Raw genomic sequence first — 17,799 nt, 5'->3', positions numbered from 1 at the left:
CGTTTCCATCGCCTGAAAAACAAAACGCCGCCCGGGAGGGCGGCGTTTGACTTAGAACCGGTCTCAAGCGAAACCGCAGGCGGAATGGCTTAGAACTCCTGCCAGTCCCCGTTCGCTACGGCAGCGGCTGGTTGGGCGTTGAGAGCGCGGCTGACGCTGCTCATCAATTTACGTGCCGGAGAGGCCACGGCCGCTGCCCTTCCGGACACCGCCACGGGCCGCATCGGCTGTTCTGCGCGAGAGCGGATCTGACCATCCTCTACGCCGACCTTGAAGCGCGACACCAGCGTGACGAGATGGCCCGCTTCACCGCTCAGCTTGTGGGTTGCGGCCGAGGTTTCCTCGACCATTGCGGCATTGCGCTGCGTCACCTGATCCATCTGGTTGATGGCGGTATTCACCTCATGCAGGCCGGTCGACTGTTCCCGCGCCGCCGTGGCGATCGAATGGATATGTTCGTTGATAGCCAAAACGCGGGTCTCGATCTCGCCCAGCGCGCTGCCGGTTCTCTGCACCAGCGACACACCGCGTCCGACCTCTTCGCCGGATTTTGTGATCAGCGCCTTGATGTCCTTCGCAGCCGTCGCAGAGCGTTGCGCCAGTTCACGCACTTCCTGTGCGACGACAGCGAAGCCCTTGCCCGCCTCACCCGCACGCGCGGCCTCAACGCCGGCGTTCAGCGCCAGGAGGTTGGTCTGAAAGGCGATCTCGTCAATGACATTGATGATCTGGCTGATTTCCCGCGAGGCATGCTCGATCCGATCCATGGCGGAGACGGCATCGCGCACGACATTGGCGGATTCTGCCGTCTTCTGCTTGGTCTCGGCCACCATGGTGCTGGCTTCCTGCGCCCGATCCGTGGAATTGCGAACGACGGCGGTGATTTCGTCGAGGGCGGCGGAGGTTTCCTCCAGTGCCGCAGCCTGCTGTTCCGTCCGCTTCGAAAGATCGTCGGCCGCCGAACGCAATTCGTTCGCATTGCCGCTGATGCCTTCCGTGCTGCTGCGCACTTCCCGCATCGTCTCCCGCAGCTTGGCCAGCGTCTCGTTGACATTGGTCTGGAGCTCGGCGAACACGCCGCGGAACTCGCCATCCATCTTTTCCGTCAGATCGCCCCGCGCCAGACCTTCGATGACGCGGCTGGTCTCGGAAACACCATTGTCCACGCCGGTGAGCAGGGCATTGATCGTCGCAGCGAAACGATTGAGGTTTTCGTCGCCGTAATCCTTGTTGATGCGGCGGCTGAAATCGCCCTGGGCCGCAGCGTCGACGACAACGGCCATGCCGGCCTGCAGATCATCGCTCTTGGCACGCATGGCGGTTTCCTGCGCATTCATGCGGCGCACTTCACGACCGTTCTTCTTGAAGACTTCGACTGCTGCTGCCATTTCGCCGATTTCGTCGGTCCGGCCGAGATAGGGAACGTCCGCATCCAGATTTCCGTCCGCAACGGCATTCATCACTTCCGAAACCTTGCGGATGGGCGCGCTCAGCTGCCGCGCTCCGATGTAGAGGCCGAACGCCGCGCCGGCCAATATGCCGCTGCCGGTGACGATGATGACCAGCCAGAAGGTCGTCGTTACAAACCCGTCGATGCCCGCCTTGACGGCTTCAAGCCCGGCGATGTCATTCTTCACGACAGCATCGATTTCCGCCTGATAGGCTTTGCGGTTGGCCCGGTTCGCGTCGTTGTTACCCTGCTGGTTGGCGGCCTGCGGGCCGGCCTCGCGGGCAAGCCGCGCCGTTTCCAGACGGAAGGCCTTGAATTCCTTGAAGCGACTGGAGAGATTGTCGAAGGCCGCCTTCTGTTCTGCCGGAACGAGAGGGGTCCAGGTTGCGATCAGCTTCTCCATGGCGTCGAGGTTCTTGACGATGCCATCAGCAAAAGGTGCCGCCTTTTCGATATCGGGCGCAGCGTAGACCCCGCGCGCCTCCATGACGACCGCAGTCACAAGCCGGTTCAGCGCTTCACCCTTATAGGCGCGCTCCGCTGCCTTTTCGTATCCGACCGTGCGCACCTGAAATTCGCTGACCGCATATATGGACAGGCCGCCGATGGTGCAGGCCACAAGGCTCATAAGCCCGACAAGAAGATTGATACGACCGCGAATTCTCAATTTCGTTCCCCCAAAAGCCAGCCGCACGATGGAAAATGGGAAGCTGGCATAACTTTTCCCATCACAACATTTATCAATACCGCCTTAAGAAAGAATTTCAGAATTTACCGATCGTGCGATCGGAATGCGCCCGCAGCGCCCGTGAGCGAAGCCGATTTCATGGCGCTTCCGCAAAAGGTGAAGCGCGAAAACCCCTTCGGCAATTGACTTTGCTCGGCCTATGCCCTTATAAGCCGCGCACGCTCGGCCATTAAAAGCTCGCCCAGGCGGGGTTAGCCGTGCAAAAAACGAAACGCTCTTGCAAATAGTGCAAATTCAAGAAGGGCCGCACACCGCGGTATTAAATAAATGTCGAAGCGTACATTCCAGCCATCCAAGCTTGTTCGCAAGCGTCGTCATGGTTTCCGTGCCCGTATGGCTACTGCCGGCGGTCGCAAAGTTCTCGCAGCCCGCCGTGCGCGCGGCCGCGCAAGTCTGTCGGCTTAATTGCCGTCTCTGTGGCCCGATGAAAGTCGCGGGCACATGAGCAAGACAAAAAAACTGCCCGGCCGGCTTAAAAACCGGTCGGATTTTCTTGCCGTGCAGACGGGGGAAAAGCGTCGGGGAGGCACCTTTCTTCTGGAGGTTCTCGACAGGAAAACCCCGGAAACCGAACCTCGGGTCGGTTTCACCGTAACGAAAAGACAAGGCAACGCGGTCGAGCGAAATCGCATGCGCCGCCGTCTCAAGGAAGCCGTCAGGCTTTCTGCCGGATTCGCAATGAAGCCCGGCCATGACTATGTGATTGTCGCCCGCAGGGACGTGCTCGAGACGGCCTTCCCGAAACTTCAGTCTCTCCTTACCGAGCGAATTGAAGGAACGGCGAAACCGAAACGGTCCCAGGACACCCGCTCCAGGAAAGAATGATGGAAAAGAACCGCAATTACTTCATCGCGATAGCCCTTTCGGTTGTCATCGTCCTCGCCTGGCAATTCCTTTACATGAATCCGCGCATCGAGCAGCAGCGCCGCGCCGAAGAGGCCCGCCAGGCGCAGCAGCAGACGACGCAGCAACAGCCGGCACCGGGTGCCGCACCCGGCGTGACCGTCGACGGCGCACCGCCTGCCTCCTCCACGCAGGCCGCCGCCACGGCGACGCGTGAAGAAGCGATTGCAAAAAGCCAGCGTGTCGCCATCGACACCAACGCCATCGCCGGCTCGATCAATCTGACCGGCGCCCGCTTCGATGACATCCGGCTCAAGGGCTACCATGAGACCGTCGATGACTCGAGCCCGATCATCACGCTGTTTTCGCCTTCCGACACCAAGGACGGCTACTTCACCGAACTCGGTTACGTTGGCGGTGCCGATGCCGGCAGCGTTCCCGGTCCTGCGACCGTGTGGACACTCGCAAGCGGTGACAAGCTGACGGAGACCACACCGGTTACGCTGAAGTATACCAACCAGAATGGCGTCGTTTTCTCCCGTACCGTTTCGATCGACCAGCATTACATGATCACGGTCAACGACAAGGTCGAGAACCCCGGGCAGGCGCCCGTCTCCTTTGCCACCTACGGCCGCGTGACGCGCAACAACAAGCCCGCAATACCGCCCGTTTTCGTCATCCATGAAGGCTTCCTCGGCGTCTCGGGCAAAGACGGCAGCCTGACGGAAGAAAAATACAAGGATGTCGAAGAAACCCCGGTAACGATTGCCAAGGCGACCGGCGGCTGGCTCGGCATCACCGACAAATATTGGGCCGCTGCCATTGTGCCGCCGCAGATGACGCCGTTCGAAACGCGTTACTCGCACATCAAGGGCAATCAGCCGAGCTACCAGGCCGATTTCAAGAGCGACACGATGACGGTCGAACCCGGCCAGTCCATCGAACTTAAGAGCCTTGTCTTCGCCGGTGCCAAGGAAGTGCCGCTGGTTGACCGCTATGAGACCGAATATTCCATTCCGAAGTTCGACCTGTTGATCGACTGGGGCTGGTTCTACTTCATCACCAAGCCGATGTTCAAAATGATGGATTTCTTCTTCCGTTATTTTGGCAACTTCGGTGTGGCCATCCTGCTGACCACCATCGTCGTCAAGGCTCTCTTCTTCCCGCTCGCCAGCAAGCAATATGCATCCATGGCGAACATGAAGCGCATGCAGCCTAAGATGGAAGAACTGAAGGCCAAGCATGGCGATGACCGCATGGCCATGCAGCAGGCGATGATGCAGCTCTACAAGGAAGAGAAGATCAATCCGGTTGCCGGCTGCTGGCCGATGCTGCTGCAGATTCCGGTCTTCTTCGCGCTCTACAAGGTCATCTACGTCACCATCGAAATGCGGCATGCACCGTTCTTCGGCTGGATTCACGACCTTTCCGCGCCCGATCCGACCTCGCTTTTCAATCTGTTCGGCCTTCTGCCCTACGACGTGCCGCACTTCCTGATGATCGGCGTCTGGCCGCTCGTCATGGGCATCACGATGTTCCTGCAGATGCGCATGAACCCGACCCCACCCGATCCGACACAGGCGATGATCTTCACCTGGATGCCGCTGATCTTCACCTTCATGCTGGCTTCGTTCCCCGCCGGTCTGGTTATCTACTGGGCATGGAACAACACGCTGTCGATCTCGCAGCAGGCCCTCATCATGAAGCGTCACGGTGCCAAGATCGAACTGTTCGATAATCTCAAAGGGCTATTCAAGCGAAAGCCGGTGCAATCGAAATGAGTGAAACCGGCCCGGCAACCGAAAAGCCCCTCTTCGGGCGACCCTGGATATTCATTCGCGGCGTTCCCGCGATGAAATTCCTGCCGCCCGAAGGCCCGCCGGAGATTGCCTTCGCCGGACGTTCGAATGTCGGCAAGTCTTCGCTCATCAATGCGCTGGTGGGCCACAAAGGCCTTGCCCGCACCTCCAACACACCCGGACGCACGCAGGAACTGAACTACTTCGTTCCTGAGGGTTATTCCGGTGAGCCGGGCGACCTGCCGCCGATGGCGCTAGTCGATATGCCGGGTTACGGCTATGCGCAGGCGCCTAAGGACCATGTCGATGCCTGGACGAAGCTCGTCTTCGATTACCTGCGTGGACGTGCGACACTGAAGCGCGTCTACGTGCTGATCGATTCCCGCCACGGAATAAAAAAGAACGACGAGGAGGTTCTTGGCCTGCTCGACAAAGCGGCCGTGTCCTATCAGGTCGTGCTGACGAAGACGGACAAGATCAAGGACGTTGGCGTTCCCCGGCTGATCAGTGAAACGCTGGAGAAAATCCGCAAGCGTCCCGCCGCCTATCCGGAAGTTCTCGCTACCTCTTCGGAGAAATCCTTCGGGCTGGATAGCCTGCGCGCCGAGATCGTACGAACGGTCTCGCTCTAAAAGACCATCGCCTTCAGGCGATGGTGAAAAGCAGGACGGCGGTCCACAGCATCGCCGTCAATGCCAGAAGCCGCCAGAAACGCACGGAATTCCACACCTCCAAAAGCATCGCGGCGAATATGCTGCCATTGCGAAGCGGCTGGCCCTTGAATGGCAGACCGGAGCGAAGCGGATCCCTGTCAAGCAGGGCTGCGACGCCCGCTCTTTCGCGATATTCGGTTTCCGCCAGATTGTCCCGCCAGCGCCTGACCATGGCCGCAAACTGGCGGTCGCGTTTGACGCGTTTTGCAAGCTCCGCCATGCTTTCCGGTGGCAAGGCACCCAGCACATATTCGCCAGCGAGTACTTCGTCCCGCAAACCGCTTTGCTTGTCTCGATCCGGTACTGTCATATGTTTTCAAACTCCTCGGTCGTTCAGGCCAGCATCGTTTTTTGCGATGCGCAACGATCCTCCGTCGCCCTGCTGAATAACCCCTCCCCTGCTCGCCACAAGGCTGGTCCGATTGGTGCTTTATGTCAATCTCATTACGCGCCGCATGCCGCCCAAAAGCGGAATTTTACTATGCGCCGACACAATATGGCCCGGAGGTTACTTCATTCATTCACCCCGCGTATTCACCTGTCTTTGCAAACGCATCGACATGTCGAATCTGCGCATCCTGCACCGCAAAAATCGATTCCGATTTTTGCGCCGATGCTGTAGAGCGATGAAAGGCTCTCAAGGGCCGCAACCACAGACCGAGGTTTTTCCATGACTGCTTCCGAAAGCGAGACTCAGGCGCGGCTGCTCGCACAAGCTCTGCCCTTTATGCAGAAATATGAGAACAAGACCATCGTGGTGAAATATGGCGGTCATGCCATGGGCGACTCCACACTTGGAAAGGCTTTTGCGGAAGATATCGCCCTGTTGAAGCAGTCCGGTATCAACCCCATCGTCGTGCACGGCGGCGGCCCGCAGATCGGCGCGATGCTGACGAAGATGGGCATTGAATCGAAGTTCGAAAGCGGCTTGCGCGTCACCGATGCCAAGACAGTCGAGATTGTCGAAATGGTTCTGGCGGGCTCGATCAACAAGGAGATCGTCGCGCTCATCAACCAGACGGGCGAATGGGCCATTGGCCTGTGCGGCAAGGACGGCAACATGGTCTTCGCCGAAAAGGCGAAAAAGACCGTCGTCGATCCCGACAGCAATATCGAGCGCGTTCTCGATCTTGGTTTTGTCGGTGAAGTCGTCGAGGTCGACCGCACCCTGCTCGACCTGCTTGCCAAGTCGGAGATGATCCCGGTCATCGCTCCCGTCGCTCCCGGTCGCGATGGCGCCACCTACAACATCAATGCCGACACCTTTGCCGGCGCAATCGCCGGTGCGCTCAACGCCACCCGCCTCCTGTTCCTCACGGACGTGCCTGGTGTTCTCGACAAGAACAAGGAACTCATCAAGGAACTGACAGTCTCCCAGGCGCGTGCGCTGATCAAGGACGGCACGATTTCCGGTGGGATGATCCCGAAGGTCGAGACCTGCATCGAGGCCATCAAGGCTGGCGTTCAGGGCGTGGTGATCCTCAACGGCAAGACCGCCCATTCCGTTCTTCTGGAAATCTTCACGGAAGGCGCGGGCACGCTCATCGTGCCCTGATACGGTTCATGTGGCGGACGGGAATGCCTGTCCGCCACGACAACACTTTCAGCCGAATATCAGAAGCGACAGCACGCCCAGCACGATCAGCAGGCAGCCCGAGAGTTCCAGCCGGCTGATCTTTTCCTTGAAGAAGAGCACGGTCGAGGCGAAGGCGAAGAGCATCTCCACCTGCGCCAGCGCCTTGACCACAGCCGCCTGCTGCAACGTCATCGCCGTGAACCAGCCGAATGACGCCGTGGCCCCCACGAAACCGACCGCAAGCGACGGTTTCCATGCCTTCGCGATCCGCCGCAATTCGTCCCTCTCCCGCCATATGATCCACAAGAACATCGCCAAGGTCTGCGTCACGATGACAACGACGAGGGTAAAGCCGGCCTGCATCACCGCATCCGGTGCCGGCAGGCTGGGTGCTAGCGCCAGCGAGGCCGAACGGTAAGCGACAGACGACAGGCCGAAAAAAGCCCCCGAGGCGAGGCCGATGCCCGCCGTCCGACTGAAGATGGAGGTGAGAATGGAGGCAGGGGTCACTTCCGTGCGCGCAACCGAAATCAGCATGACGCCGGCCACCGAAATAGCGATGGCCGCAAGAGTGCCGCCATTGACGCTTTCGCCAACGAAAATCAGTGCAAACAATGCCGCCTGCGCCGGCTCAGTTCGGGAATAGGCCGTGCCAACCGCGAAGTTGCGGAAGGAAAACAGGTGCACCAACAGGAAAGTGGCGGCGATCTGCGCCATGGCCCCGACCATCGCCCAGACGGCGAATGACATGTTCGGCACCGGCAGCGGCCGGCCAAGTACACCATGCAGAAAACCGAGATAGGCAAGAGCGAAGGGCATTCCAAAAACGAAGCGCACGAAAGTTGCGCCCGTGGTGCCCATCATGCCCTTCAGGTGTTTTTGCAGGGTCGAGCGCAGGTTCTGCAAGAACGCGCTTGCGAAGGTTATGCCTATCCAGAGTTCCATGGTCTTGGCGGTATCATGCGCTGGAGGCCGCAGCCAAGCCCGATTTTCCCGTCTGTCGTCGTCTTTTCGATTTTCTTCGGCATTCGAAACGGGCATAAAGCTGCCCATGGACACAAAGCCGAAAAACCTGCCCGATGCCGCCGATTTCGCCCACGTCAGCGAATGGGTCTTCGACCTCGACAACACGCTCTATCCGCATCACGTCAATCTGTTTTCCCAGATCGATCGTAACATGACGGCCTATGTTGCGGAGCTTTTAAAGCTCGAGCCCGACGAGGCTCGCGCGCTTCAGAAGCGCTATTACCACGAACATGGCACCACGCTTCAGGGCCTGATGATCCACTACGGCATCAGCCCGGACGAGTTTCTGGAGCGCGCGCATGCCATCGACTATTCCGCGCTGAGCCCGCATCCGGAGCTCGGCGAGGCAATCAAGGCGTTGCCGGGCCGCAAGTTCATCCTCACCAATGGCAGCGTCAAGCATGCACAGGCAGCGGCGGGCGCGCTCGGCATTCTCGACCATTTCGAGGATATTTTCGATATCGTCGCCGCGGACTATCTGCCAAAGCCGGCCAGTGCGACCTATGAGAAGTTTGCCGCGCTTGCGAAGCTCGACACCAGAAAAGCCGCCATGTTCGAGGACCTGCCGCGCAATCTCGCGGCACCCAAGGCACTTGGCATGAAGACCGTGCTGCTCGTTCCTTCGAACCTCGAAGGCGTCATCATGGAGCGCTGGGAGATCCCCGCCGCGACGGATGAGCATATCGACTACATCACTGACGATCTGACCGGTTTCCTGATCAAAACGATCGCCCGCTGACAGGTAACATCGAAATCGAGCGCAGACGACATTACCGAAGCTTCATGCACCTTACGGATGTTTAAGTAGTGAACTGCCACCTGCGCCACTATCTTCCTCCTCAGGGACACCAACGGAAGGTAATGACGATGTCTACACGAAAGATCGCACTCTCTGCTCTTGGCGCAGCCCTCTTGCTCGGCTCGGCCGCTACAGCCAGCTTTGCGGCCCCGCCAGCGCACGGCAAAGGCCACGGCGAGCGCATGCCGTTCCGCCCGGAACTGGCGTTCGTTCAGCTGCTGAAGGTGGCCGACACCAACAAGGACGGCAAGATTACCAAGGAAGAGTTCGCCGCACGTCAGGACGCGCTTTTTGCCGAGATCGACAAGGACAAGGACGGTTCGATCACGCCAAAGGAAATGCGTGAATACCGCCAGGCCAAAATGGAGGCGTTCCGTGCGGCTCATCCGCGCCCAGAGGCTGCTGACGCCAAAGCGGGCGAAGGCAAGGGACCTGAGGGCAAGCGCGCCGAACGCGAACATGGCGGTCGTCAGGGCTGGGGCAAGCATGGCGGCAAGGGTGGGGCGTTCGCGATGATGCGCATGGCCGACACCGATGAAAACGGCCAAGTCAGCAAGGCCGAATTCACCGCAGCCGGCGAAAAAATGTTCGAACGGCTGGACAGGAACAAGGACGGCGTCATCTCTATCGATGATATGCCAGACCGCCCGTTCCTTTAATCACATAAGAAAAAGCCCGCTCAATCGGCGGGCTTTTTTCCTTTCAATGCAGGCTGACGGTTTTCAGATCGTCTTCGGCAGCCTTGAAAAACGTGCTGGAACGATTGTCTGTCAGGAGGATCGGCGTGCCATCCGCGCCAAACAGGGCCCAGAGATCGAGTTGCGGATCGAGATCAGGCGCTTCCGGGAAACAGCGGCTTACGTCTTCCGCACGGATTTTACGGATATAGCCCACTTCTCCCTCGCCGATATGAGCGAGCTGGGACCGGGTGAGACGCGCATGCGCTTCTTTTAAAAGCATATTTCAGCCTCCTTCTTCACGCCGAGCGATTCGTGTCGGATTCCGGCGTTCACGTTCTACTCTGAGACGGAAATATTAATTTTCTTTACCACGTTTGAAATTTCGGGCTTCACCAGATCGATGGCAAGAAGGCCATTGCGCAGGCGCGCGTCCCTCACCTGCATGCCGTCTGCAAGCACGAAGACCCGCTGGAATTGCCGGGCAGCGATACCCCGGTAGAGAAAATCCCGCTTTTCCTGCTCCTGCTGGCGACCGCGAATGACGAGCTGGTTGTCGGCCGTCGTCACATCCAGATCGTCCTGCGAAAAACCGGCGACTGCAATCGTGATACGCAGGCGTTCCGGCACGTCTTCAGCGCCGGGCAGGCGCTCGATGTTGTATGGAGGATAGCCATCATTGGCCTTCGCCATACGCTCCAGCGTTTTTTCCATGGCATCAAAACCCAGCAAAAGCGGGTGGGTGAATGGCGTCATGCGGCTCATATCGTCTCTGTCCTTGCAACCAAGCGACGTTTCGCGGTCCCGCTTCCGGCAACCCTGCCGGTCAATCTTACCGGCTGTACGCAATATGGGAAGCAAAACCACGATGCGCAAGGCGGGGCCACAAGGCAAAGGCAGGCACGCCGAGGAATGAGACTTGACAAGTGAGCGTCCGCCGCTCGAAAAAAGCGCCTTATCTCAACGGCGGGCAAGACATGGCAGAACGCAGAAAAATCATCATAGACACGGATCCAGGTCAGGACGACGCGGCAGCGATCATGCTGGCTTTCGCAAGCCCGGAAGAAATTGAAATTCTCGGTCTGTGCGCCGTCGCCGGCAATGTTCCGCTGAAACTGACCAGCCGCAACATCCGCATCATCTGCGAATTGTGCGACCGCACCGATATTCCCGTCTATGAGGGTGCCGAGCGGCCACTGGTGCGAAAGCCCATCACTGCCGAGCATGTTCACGGCAGCACCGGCCTTGATGGCCCGGTTCTCGACGAGCCGACGATGGAGGCACAAAAGCAGCACGCCGTCGATTTCATCATCGAAACGCTGCTGCGGGAGCCTGCGGGCACCGTGACGCTCTGCACGCTCGGCGCGCTGACCAATGTGGCGCTGGCTTTGCAGAAGGCCCCCGAGATTGCAGGCCGCGTCAAGGAACTGGTGATGATGGGTGGCGGCTTCTTTGAAGGCGGCAACATCACACCGGCTGCGGAATTCAACATCTATGTCGATCCGCAGGCTGCCGATATCGTCTTCCGTTCCGGCGTGCCCATCGTCGTGATGCCGCTTGACGTAACCCACCAGTTGCTGACCACCAAGGCGCGTGTCAGCCGCATTCGCGATATAGGCACACGCCCGGCAATCGCCATGGCGGAAATGCTGGAATTCTTCGAGCGTTTCGACATCGAGAAATACGGTTCGGACGGCGGCCCCCTGCACGATCCAAGCGTCATCGCCTATCTCCTCAAGCCCGAGCTGTTTCAGGGCCGCGATTGCAATGTCGAAATCGAGGTCAATTCCGAACTGACCATGGGCATGACGGTGGTGGACTGGTGGCGGGTGACCGAGCGCCCGGTCAACGCCCGCGTGATGCGAAATGTGGATGCGGACGGCTTTTTCGAATTGCTGACGGAACGTTTCGCCCGCCTCTGATGGGAACGCAGACATGAAAAGGGCCGCTGGCATGACCAGCGGCCCTTTCATTTGGAACCACGGGATATTCTCAGAACTCGGTCCAGTCGTCCTGTGCCAGCGCGTTTGCGCCGCTGGTTCTTGGGCGGGAACGTTGGGTCGCAGCCGAGCGGCCCGATGCCTGTGACGAGGCGACAGGCGCACGCATTGCCGCCGCGGTGGCGCGCAATTGCTGGCTCGACTGGCTGGAATGACCGCCGGATACGGAGAAGCCGGCAACGAGCGATTTCAGCGTTTCCGCCTCGCTGTTCAGCGTCACGCTTGCCGCCGTTGTTTCTTCCACCATGGCAGCATTCTGCTGGGTGACCTGGTCCATCTGAGTGACGGCGGAGTTGATCTCCTTGAGACCTACCGCCTGCTCGCTGGCGGAGGCCGAAATCTGCCGTATCAGCTGGTTGATCTGCAGAACCTGATCGGCAATCTTTCTCATCGTCTCGCCGGCCTTGCCGACCAGCTGGACGCCCTCGCCCACCTGCCTTGCGGAGGTGTTGATCAGACCTTTGATCTCCTTCGCGGCTGTCGCGGAACGTTGCGCCAGTTCACGTACTTCCTGCGCGACGACGGCAAAACCCTTGCCAGCCTCGCCCGCACGGGCAGCTTCCACACCGGCATTCAGCGCCAGAAGGTTGGTCTGGAAAGCGATTTCGTCGATTACCCCGATGATGCGGGAGATTTCCGCCGAGGATTGAGCGATGCCTTCCATGGAACTGACGGCCTGCTGCACGACCTCGCCCGACTTGCCGGCGTCGTCGCAGGCATTGCTGACAGCTGTCGCCGCCTGCGCTGCGTTTTCCGCACTGGAATTGACCTGCGCCGTCAGCTGGTTGAGGGCGGCAGCGGTCTCTTCCAGGCTTGCAGCCTGCTGTTCCGTGCGGTGGGAGAGATCGCTCGCAGCGCGGGTGATCTCGCCGGTGCCGTTGCCGATGCTGGCAACGGTTCCGTTGACGGTGGAAACGGTTTCCTCGAGGCTGGCGAGCGCCGAGTTGAAGTCGTTGCGCAGCTTTGCATATTCACCGGGGAACTGGTCCTCGATACGATAGGTCAGATTGCCCTGCGAGAGCGCATTGAGACCCGCGCCGAGTACGCTCACGATATGTTGCTGCATCCGGCTGTTCTCATTGCGCTCGGATTCGGACCTTTGGCGCTCCGTTTCCGCATTGCCACGCTGCACGGCGGCATCCGCTTCCATTTCGCGGATACCGGCAAGCTTCGCACGGAAGCCTTCCAGAGCCGTTGCCACCGCGCCCGTCTCATCCCTGCGTTCCTGTCCGGAAACCGGCACATCGTAACGACCGTCGCTCAGTGTTTTCACATCGGAGACCAGCGAGGCGAGCGGATTGCGGACGAAATAGCGGACGGAGAAATAGAGCGCGGCAATAACCGCCGCAAGAATGACGATCGCCCCAAGGATCATCAGATAAGTCTGCTCCTGCACCGGCGCGTTCAACGCCTGATGCGGGATATCCACCAGAACCACCCAGGTGGCATTGAGGCCCGGCACCGCAAACGGATAGACAAGGCGGTTATAGGGCGCGTCGGTATCAAGACCGAGATTTTCGATCAGACCCTGCTTGCCGGATGTGATCGCCGCCTGAACGGTGCTTGCACCCTCTCCGTCATAGGCCTTCATGTTCTGCTCGGGCGTCGGCGGTACCAGCCATTGGCCGCCCTGCGAAATGAGTGTCACACGGCCGGTTTCGAAAGGATGCAGCGCCTGCAGCTTCTGCGACAGAGCTGCCAGCGAGATATCGACCCCCGCCACACCAATCATCTTACCATCAGACATGACGGGATAGGCAAGCGAGGTCATTGTGGTGGGCACTTCCGTGCCTTCGGCCAGATAGGGCTGGGTAATGGCGCCCTTGCCGGATTTGGCGGCCAGCGAATACCACTCCGCCGCATAGTCGTTCTTGAAGGTCGAAAACTGGATGTCGCCTTTCTGGGTCTTCGACCAGTAGGGGGCAAATGCACCCGTTGCATTGGTGCCGAGATCGAGCCTGTTGGCGATCTCGGTGGTCTGTCCGTCGAAAAGGCCCAGCTGCTCACAGAACCAGCTTCCGAAAGCGAAAGCATTCTGCTCGACATTGGCCTTGAGGATGTTGACGATGCCGGGGCGGTCCATCGATTTCGCCTGGTGCGCACGGCCGATGATACCGGCCATGGAGCGGGCAGCACTGCCGAGTTCACCGACATCTGCGGCGATGACGTTGGCGATGGCGCGTGCCTCGGTGTTCGCCTGATCCATGGTCAGCGAATGGACACGGTCGCTGGTCTGGGAAATGAGGAAGGAATTCGATGCGACAAGGACCGTGGTGATTGCACAGCCGGTTACAAGGATCAGCTTGGTCGCAAGCGACTTCACTTTGAAATTGAACATTTTGGCCTCGATCAAATCGCCGGCCGAAAAGGCTGGCGTCAACGGATGAGAAATCTCCGTCATGGAGGCCCGCCCGCTAGGGGCAGTGCGCTGCAACGCGACGAGGGGAAATTAGAATATCTTTGCTAATTAACCCCTAAAATTCCCCCGTCGCATCAAGCCGAAATCAGTGCTCGTAATAGGCGGATACGATGTTCCATGCATCGTCGGCCGTTTCGGCGAAATGTAGCAGCTCCATATCTTCGGGCGCAATGGTTCCGAAATCCGCGAGGAATTCGAAATTGACGACGGAGCGCCAGAATTTCTCTCCGAAGAGAACGAGCGGGATGGGCGCCATGCGCTTCGTCTGGATCAGCGTCAGCGTCTCGAAGAGTTCATCGAGCGTGCCGAAACCGCCGGGGAAGATCACCACGGCCTTGGCCCGCATCAGGAAATGCATCTTGCGGATGGCGAAATAGTGGAAGTTGAAGCTCAGCTCCGGCGTGACATAGGGGTTGGGCGCCTGCTCATGCGGCAGAACGATGTTGAGGCCGATGGACGGGCCTCCGACATCGGCTGCGCCGCGATTGCCCGCTTCCATGACGCCGGGACCACCGCCGGTGACCACGACATATTCCAGATGGTCCGATTTCGCGCCGTAGTCGGTGCAGAGCCGGGCGAACTTGCGCGCCTCCTCGTAATAAACCGAGGATTGCTCCAGATTGCGTTTCTGCGTCTCGTTGCGGGCCGCCCAAGCCTCGCCGCCGGGCTCGGGAATGCGCGCGCCGCCGAACATGACGACGGTGGACTTGATGCCCCGCTCGGTCAGCGCCATTTCCGTCTTCAGAAGTTCGAGTTGAAGCCTGACGGGGCGCAACTCCTCGCGGCAAAGAAAATCCATATCCGCGTAGGCAAGCCGGTAGGATGGGGAATCCGACTGCGGTGTTTTGGGAATGACATCGGCCTGCTGCTTGTCCGCAGAGCTACGCTTCAACGGGTCCCACACCCCATCCTTGCGCCGCAATTTGCCGTTTTTCAGTCGTGTCATTTCCAAGCCTTTCGTCTGGTGCGCCAAATCACCCAAATCACATTGACGCCTTTCCAACACTCCCTTAGATCAAATGACCAGAGCCTTCCAGCGGCGCGGGACCATCCGTGGCCACGAACACACGCGACATTCAAGGAATTTTCCATGAGCCTTCCGGACCTCACCTCTCTCGAAACCACCATCGAAACAGCCTTCGACAACCGTGACGGTGTGAACGTATCGACAAAGGGCGAGGTTCGCGACGCGGTGAACACATCTCTTCAACTTCTCGACAGCGGCAAGGTACGCGTCGCCGAAAAGCAGGCGGACGGGAACTGGAAAGTGAACCAATGGCTGAAAAAGGCCGTGCTCCTCTCCTTCCGTCTGAACGACATGGAGATCGTCACCGGCGGCCCCGGTGAATCCACCTGGTGGGACAAGGTGCCGTCGAAGTTCGAGAACTGGGGTGAAAACCAGTTCCGCGCTGCGGGCTTCCGCGCAGTGCCTAACGCCGTCGTGCGCCGCTCGGCCTATGTGGCCAAGAACGTGGTGCTGATGCCTTCCTTCGTCAATCTCGGCGCCTATGTCGATGAAGGCACGATGGTCGACACCTGGGCGACGGTCGGCTCCTGCGCGCAGATCGGCAAGAACGTGCATCTGTCCGGCGGCGTTGGCATCGGCGGCGTTCTGGAGCCGCTTCAGGCCGGCCCGACCATCATCGAGGACAATTGCTTCATCGGTGCCCGTTCGGAAGTCGTAGAAGGCTGCATCGTGCGCGAGGGCGCCGTTCTCGGCATGGGCGTCTTCATCGGCAAGTCGACCAAGATCGTCGATCGCGCCACCGGCGAGATCACCTATGGCGAAGTGCCACCCTATTCCGTCGTCGTTGCCGGCACCATGCCGGGCAAGCCGTTCCCGAACGGCGAGCCGGGCCCGAGCCTTTATTGCGCCGTCATCGTCAAGCGCGTCGATGAAAAGACCCGCTCCAAGACCGGCATCAACGAGCTTCTGCGCGACTGATAAAAGCTGATACCATGACCACGACCGATCCCGTTGCCAATCTCGCTGCCCTCATCCGTTGCCCTTCGGTGACGCCCGCCGAAGGTGGCGCGCTATCGCTGCTAGACACCCTGCTTTCACCGCTTGGCTTTGCGGTGGAAAAGATGGTGGCGAGGGAAGTGGGAACGCCTGACGTTGAAAACCTCTACGCCCGGCTTGGCACGGAAGGTCCGCACCTGATGTTTGCGGGCCATACCGATGTCGTTCCGGTGGGCGACGAGGCGGCATGGAGCCATCCGCCCTTTGCCGCTGAAATTGCCGGCGGCGAAATGTTCGGCCGTGGTGCGGTGGACATGAAGGGCGGCATTGCCTGTTTCGTTGCTGCCATCGCCCGCTACATCGAGAAACACGGAAAACCGAAAGGTTCCGTTTCTTTCCTGATCACCGGTGACGAGGAGGGCCCCTCGATCAACGGCACCTCCAAGTTGCTGGAATGGGCCGCCGCCAAAGGCGAGACATGGGATGCCTGCGTGGTGGGTGAACCGACCAACCCCGACCAGCTGGGCGACATGATCAAGATCGGCCGCCGGGGATCGATTTCGGGCCGCATCACCGTGCATGGCGTGCAGGGTCATGCCGCATATCCGCATCTGGCCGACAACCCCATTCGCGGGCTGCTGCAACTGACCCACGCGCTGATGCATCCGCCCTTCGATCACGGCACGGACGACTTCCAGCCGTCTAATCTGGAAGTGACGACCATCGACACCGGCAATGCCGCCACAAATGTCATTCCGGCGCGGGCGACGGCGTCGTTCAACATCCGTTTCAATGACAGCTGGACGGTGGAGAGCCTGCGGGCGGAAATCATCCGCCGCCTCGATGCCGCCGCTGCCGAGGGAGAACTTCGTCCCGACCGCAGCCCGGTCAAATATGAGATCGTCTGGGCGGACCGTCCGGCCCATGTTTTCCTGACCCGGAACAATGCGCTCATCTCATCGCTTTCCGGCGCCGTGGAAGCCGTGACAGGCAAGGAGCCCAAGCTCTCGACCACCGGCGGCACGTCGGATGCGCGTTTCATCAAGGATTATTGCCCCGTCGTGGAATTCGGCCTCGTCGGGCAGACCATGCATATGGTCGATGAGCGCGTGGAAGTCGCCGATCTGGAGACGCTGACACGCATCTACGAGACCTTCATCGAACGCTGGTTCTCCCATGCCGACGGCAAGTGAAGTAAGGCTCTATCTGAAAGGCCTCTGGCTGCTGCTGCTCGGCGACCATACCGGCGCGCGTTATCTGGATCTTTCCGAGCGCGGCATGTGGCGGTCCTTCTACTCCGCCCTCTGGTGCCTGCCCGCCATGCTGGTGTCCTGGCTGTGGCTGCGCGCTGCGTTCCTGGCAAGCTATCCGCCCGGAACAGGAACGGGGTTCATCTTCTTTTTCCGCCTTGCGATGGTCGAGGCTATCTGCTGGATCGTGCCGCTGCTGTTGATCGGCATGCTGCTGTTCGCCTTTGGCGCACGGGAAAAATTCACCGCACTGGTCACCACCATGAACTGGCTGTCGCTGCCATTTTCCTATGCCTATGCGGTTCTGATCCTGATCGCGTTTTTTCTGCCGCCCTTGCAGGGGCTGATCGCCATTCTCTGGCTGGCACTCCTGCTGTCGCTGGTCTTCGCCTTTTCGCGGATCGTGCGCTTCTTCATCCGCGACCAGTCGTTGCTTGTCTCGGCGATCGTTATGACCCTGCTGGTGCCGGGCATGCTTCTGTCCGAGGCACTGCAGCGTTTTCTCGGCGTTTATCCGGCCTGAGAAACGAGACGGA

Annotated in this window: 18 protein-coding genes; 11 read left to right on the top strand and 7 right to left on the bottom strand. The window is 59.6% G+C overall.

What is annotated here, in order from left to right; genetic code table 11:
• Positions 1-89: 89 nt before the first annotated feature.
• Positions 90-2,117 carry a methyl-accepting chemotaxis protein gene (locus tag AB4Z23_RS01660; RefSeq protein ID WP_003514848.1) on the bottom strand — a complete coding sequence of 676 codons (2,028 nt, stop codon included), beginning with the start codon at positions 2,115-2,117 and terminating at the stop codon, positions 90-92.
• Between the two features lie 348 nt (positions 2,118-2,465).
• On the opposite strand from AB4Z23_RS01660, the gene rpmH reads away from it, so the two are divergent.
• The 4 genes from rpmH to yihA are packed head-to-tail and all read left to right on the top strand — an operon-like array spanning position 2,466 to position 5,472.
• Positions 2,466-2,603 (top strand): 50S ribosomal protein L34, encoded by a 138-nt coding sequence (rpmH, locus tag AB4Z23_RS01655; RefSeq protein ID WP_013635393.1) that lies wholly within the window; start codon positions 2,466-2,468, stop codon positions 2,601-2,603.
• A 36-nt stretch (positions 2,604-2,639) separates the two neighbouring features.
• The gene (gene rnpA, locus AB4Z23_RS01650) at positions 2,640-3,023 is read left to right on the top strand and encodes a ribonuclease P protein component (protein WP_003514841.1); all 384 of its coding nucleotides are present in this window, start codon (positions 2,640-2,642) and stop codon (positions 3,021-3,023) included.
• On the top strand, positions 3,023-4,822 hold the full coding sequence (yidC, locus tag AB4Z23_RS01645) for a membrane protein insertase YidC (RefSeq protein WP_003514840.1): 1,800 nt from the start codon (positions 3,023-3,025) through the stop codon (positions 4,820-4,822). The genes rnpA and yidC overlap by 1 nt, the downstream gene beginning before the upstream one ends.
• Complete coding sequence (gene yihA, locus AB4Z23_RS01640) at positions 4,819-5,472, top strand: ribosome biogenesis GTP-binding protein YihA/YsxC (protein WP_003514838.1); 654 nt, start codon at positions 4,819-4,821, stop codon at positions 5,470-5,472. The genes yidC and yihA overlap by 4 nt, the downstream gene beginning before the upstream one ends.
• Positions 5,473-5,485: 13 nt before the next feature.
• Here yihA and AB4Z23_RS01635 read toward each other — a convergent pair whose 3' ends face one another.
• Positions 5,486-5,863, bottom strand: coding sequence for a hypothetical protein (locus tag AB4Z23_RS01635; protein WP_003514836.1), 378 nt, complete (start codon positions 5,861-5,863; stop codon positions 5,486-5,488).
• A gap of 360 nt (positions 5,864-6,223) precedes the next feature.
• On the opposite strand from AB4Z23_RS01635, the gene argB reads away from it, so the two are divergent.
• Positions 6,224-7,108: an acetylglutamate kinase gene (gene argB / locus AB4Z23_RS01630; protein WP_003514834.1), complete on the top strand. Its 885-nt coding sequence runs from the start codon at positions 6,224-6,226 to the stop codon at positions 7,106-7,108.
• Positions 7,109-7,156: 48 nt separating this feature from the next.
• On the opposite strand, the gene AB4Z23_RS01625 is transcribed toward argB, so the two are convergent.
• Positions 7,157-8,074, bottom strand: coding sequence for an EamA family transporter (locus AB4Z23_RS01625; RefSeq protein ID WP_421475941.1), 918 nt, complete (start codon positions 8,072-8,074; stop codon positions 7,157-7,159).
• Positions 8,075-8,180: 106 nt separating this feature from the next.
• Here AB4Z23_RS01625 and AB4Z23_RS01620 point away from each other — a divergent pair, with 106 nt between their 5' ends.
• A complete protein-coding gene (locus AB4Z23_RS01620) occupies positions 8,181-8,894 on the top strand; it encodes a pyrimidine 5'-nucleotidase (RefSeq protein ID WP_013635389.1) in 714 nt (237 codons plus the stop codon).
• 122 nt (positions 8,895-9,016) lie between these two features.
• Positions 9,017-9,613, top strand: coding sequence for an EF-hand domain-containing protein (locus AB4Z23_RS01615; protein WP_025592284.1), 597 nt, complete (start codon positions 9,017-9,019; stop codon positions 9,611-9,613).
• Between the two features lie 43 nt (positions 9,614-9,656).
• Here AB4Z23_RS01615 and AB4Z23_RS01610 read toward each other — a convergent pair whose 3' ends face one another.
• Positions 9,657-9,914: a DUF1150 family protein gene (locus AB4Z23_RS01610; RefSeq protein WP_003493591.1), complete on the bottom strand. Its 258-nt coding sequence runs from the start codon at positions 9,912-9,914 to the stop codon at positions 9,657-9,659.
• A 56-nt stretch (positions 9,915-9,970) separates the two neighbouring features.
• The gene (locus AB4Z23_RS01605; RefSeq protein WP_019564411.1) at positions 9,971-10,396 is read right to left on the bottom strand and encodes an Hsp20 family protein; all 426 of its coding nucleotides are present in this window, start codon (positions 10,394-10,396) and stop codon (positions 9,971-9,973) included.
• A 212-nt stretch (positions 10,397-10,608) separates the two neighbouring features.
• Here AB4Z23_RS01605 and AB4Z23_RS01600 point away from each other — a divergent pair, with 212 nt between their 5' ends.
• Complete coding sequence (locus AB4Z23_RS01600; RefSeq protein WP_013635386.1) at positions 10,609-11,553, top strand: nucleoside hydrolase; 945 nt, start codon at positions 10,609-10,611, stop codon at positions 11,551-11,553.
• 70 nt (positions 11,554-11,623) lie between these two features.
• Here the strand turns inward: AB4Z23_RS01600 and AB4Z23_RS01595 are convergent, their stop codons facing one another.
• Together AB4Z23_RS01595 and AB4Z23_RS01590 are read right to left on the bottom strand one after the other, a co-directional pair.
• Positions 11,624-13,969: a methyl-accepting chemotaxis protein gene (locus AB4Z23_RS01595; protein WP_421476041.1), complete on the bottom strand. Its 2,346-nt coding sequence runs from the start codon at positions 13,967-13,969 to the stop codon at positions 11,624-11,626.
• A 166-nt stretch (positions 13,970-14,135) separates the two neighbouring features.
• A complete protein-coding gene (locus AB4Z23_RS01590; RefSeq protein WP_421475945.1) occupies positions 14,136-14,996 on the bottom strand; it encodes an LOG family protein in 861 nt (286 codons plus the stop codon).
• 144 nt (positions 14,997-15,140) lie between these two features.
• Here AB4Z23_RS01590 and dapD point away from each other — a divergent pair, with 144 nt between their 5' ends.
• Genes dapD through AB4Z23_RS01575 form a run of 3 tightly spaced genes read left to right on the top strand, consistent with a single transcriptional unit; the run spans position 15,141 to position 17,786 of the window.
• The gene (gene dapD, locus AB4Z23_RS01585) at positions 15,141-15,995 is read left to right on the top strand and encodes a 2,3,4,5-tetrahydropyridine-2,6-dicarboxylate N-succinyltransferase (protein WP_003514821.1); all 855 of its coding nucleotides are present in this window, start codon (positions 15,141-15,143) and stop codon (positions 15,993-15,995) included.
• Between the two features lie 14 nt (positions 15,996-16,009).
• A complete protein-coding gene (dapE, locus tag AB4Z23_RS01580) occupies positions 16,010-17,206 on the top strand; it encodes a succinyl-diaminopimelate desuccinylase (RefSeq protein ID WP_065688372.1) in 1,197 nt (398 codons plus the stop codon).
• Positions 17,190-17,786 carry a hypothetical protein gene (locus tag AB4Z23_RS01575; protein WP_019564415.1) on the top strand — a complete coding sequence of 199 codons (597 nt, stop codon included), beginning with the start codon at positions 17,190-17,192 and terminating at the stop codon, positions 17,784-17,786. The genes dapE and AB4Z23_RS01575 overlap by 17 nt, the downstream gene beginning before the upstream one ends.
• Positions 17,787-17,799 lie beyond the last annotated feature (13 nt).

Source organism: Agrobacterium sp. MCAB5, from assembly GCF_052114365.1.
Taxonomy (GTDB): Bacteria; Pseudomonadota; Alphaproteobacteria; order Rhizobiales; family Rhizobiaceae; genus Agrobacterium; species Agrobacterium tumefaciens.
This window is presented reverse-complemented; position numbering and strand designations above follow the sequence as displayed.

Coding starts and splice junctions, on each gene's coding strand:
- rpmH (WP_013635393.1), top strand. CDS start 2,466: ATGTCGAAGCGTACATTCCAGCCATCCAAGCTTGTTCGCAAGCGTCGT.
- rnpA (WP_003514841.1), top strand. CDS start 2,640: ATGAGCAAGACAAAAAAACTGCCCGGCCGGCTTAAAAACCGGTCGGAT.
- yidC (WP_003514840.1), top strand. CDS start 3,023: ATGGAAAAGAACCGCAATTACTTCATCGCGATAGCCCTTTCGGTTGTC.
- yihA (WP_003514838.1), top strand. CDS start 4,819: ATGAGTGAAACCGGCCCGGCAACCGAAAAGCCCCTCTTCGGGCGACCC.
- AB4Z23_RS01635 (WP_003514836.1), bottom strand. CDS start 5,863: ATGACAGTACCGGATCGAGACAAGCAAAGCGGTTTGCGGGACGAAGTA.
- argB (WP_003514834.1), top strand. CDS start 6,224: ATGACTGCTTCCGAAAGCGAGACTCAGGCGCGGCTGCTCGCACAAGCT.
- AB4Z23_RS01625 (WP_421475941.1), bottom strand. CDS start 8,074: ATGGAACTCTGGATAGGCATAACCTTCGCAAGCGCGTTCTTGCAGAAC.
- AB4Z23_RS01620 (WP_013635389.1), top strand. CDS start 8,181: ATGGACACAAAGCCGAAAAACCTGCCCGATGCCGCCGATTTCGCCCAC.
- AB4Z23_RS01615 (WP_025592284.1), top strand. CDS start 9,017: ATGACGATGTCTACACGAAAGATCGCACTCTCTGCTCTTGGCGCAGCC.
- AB4Z23_RS01610 (WP_003493591.1), bottom strand. CDS start 9,914: ATGCTTTTAAAAGAAGCGCATGCGCGTCTCACCCGGTCCCAGCTCGCT.
- AB4Z23_RS01605 (WP_019564411.1), bottom strand. CDS start 10,396: ATGAGCCGCATGACGCCATTCACCCACCCGCTTTTGCTGGGTTTTGAT.
- AB4Z23_RS01600 (WP_013635386.1), top strand. CDS start 10,609: ATGGCAGAACGCAGAAAAATCATCATAGACACGGATCCAGGTCAGGAC.
- AB4Z23_RS01595 (WP_421476041.1), bottom strand. CDS start 13,969: ATGTTCAATTTCAAAGTGAAGTCGCTTGCGACCAAGCTGATCCTTGTA.
- AB4Z23_RS01590 (WP_421475945.1), bottom strand. CDS start 14,996: ATGACACGACTGAAAAACGGCAAATTGCGGCGCAAGGATGGGGTGTGG.
- dapD (WP_003514821.1), top strand. CDS start 15,141: ATGAGCCTTCCGGACCTCACCTCTCTCGAAACCACCATCGAAACAGCC.
- dapE (WP_065688372.1), top strand. CDS start 16,010: ATGACCACGACCGATCCCGTTGCCAATCTCGCTGCCCTCATCCGTTGC.
- AB4Z23_RS01575 (WP_019564415.1), top strand. CDS start 17,190: ATGCCGACGGCAAGTGAAGTAAGGCTCTATCTGAAAGGCCTCTGGCTG.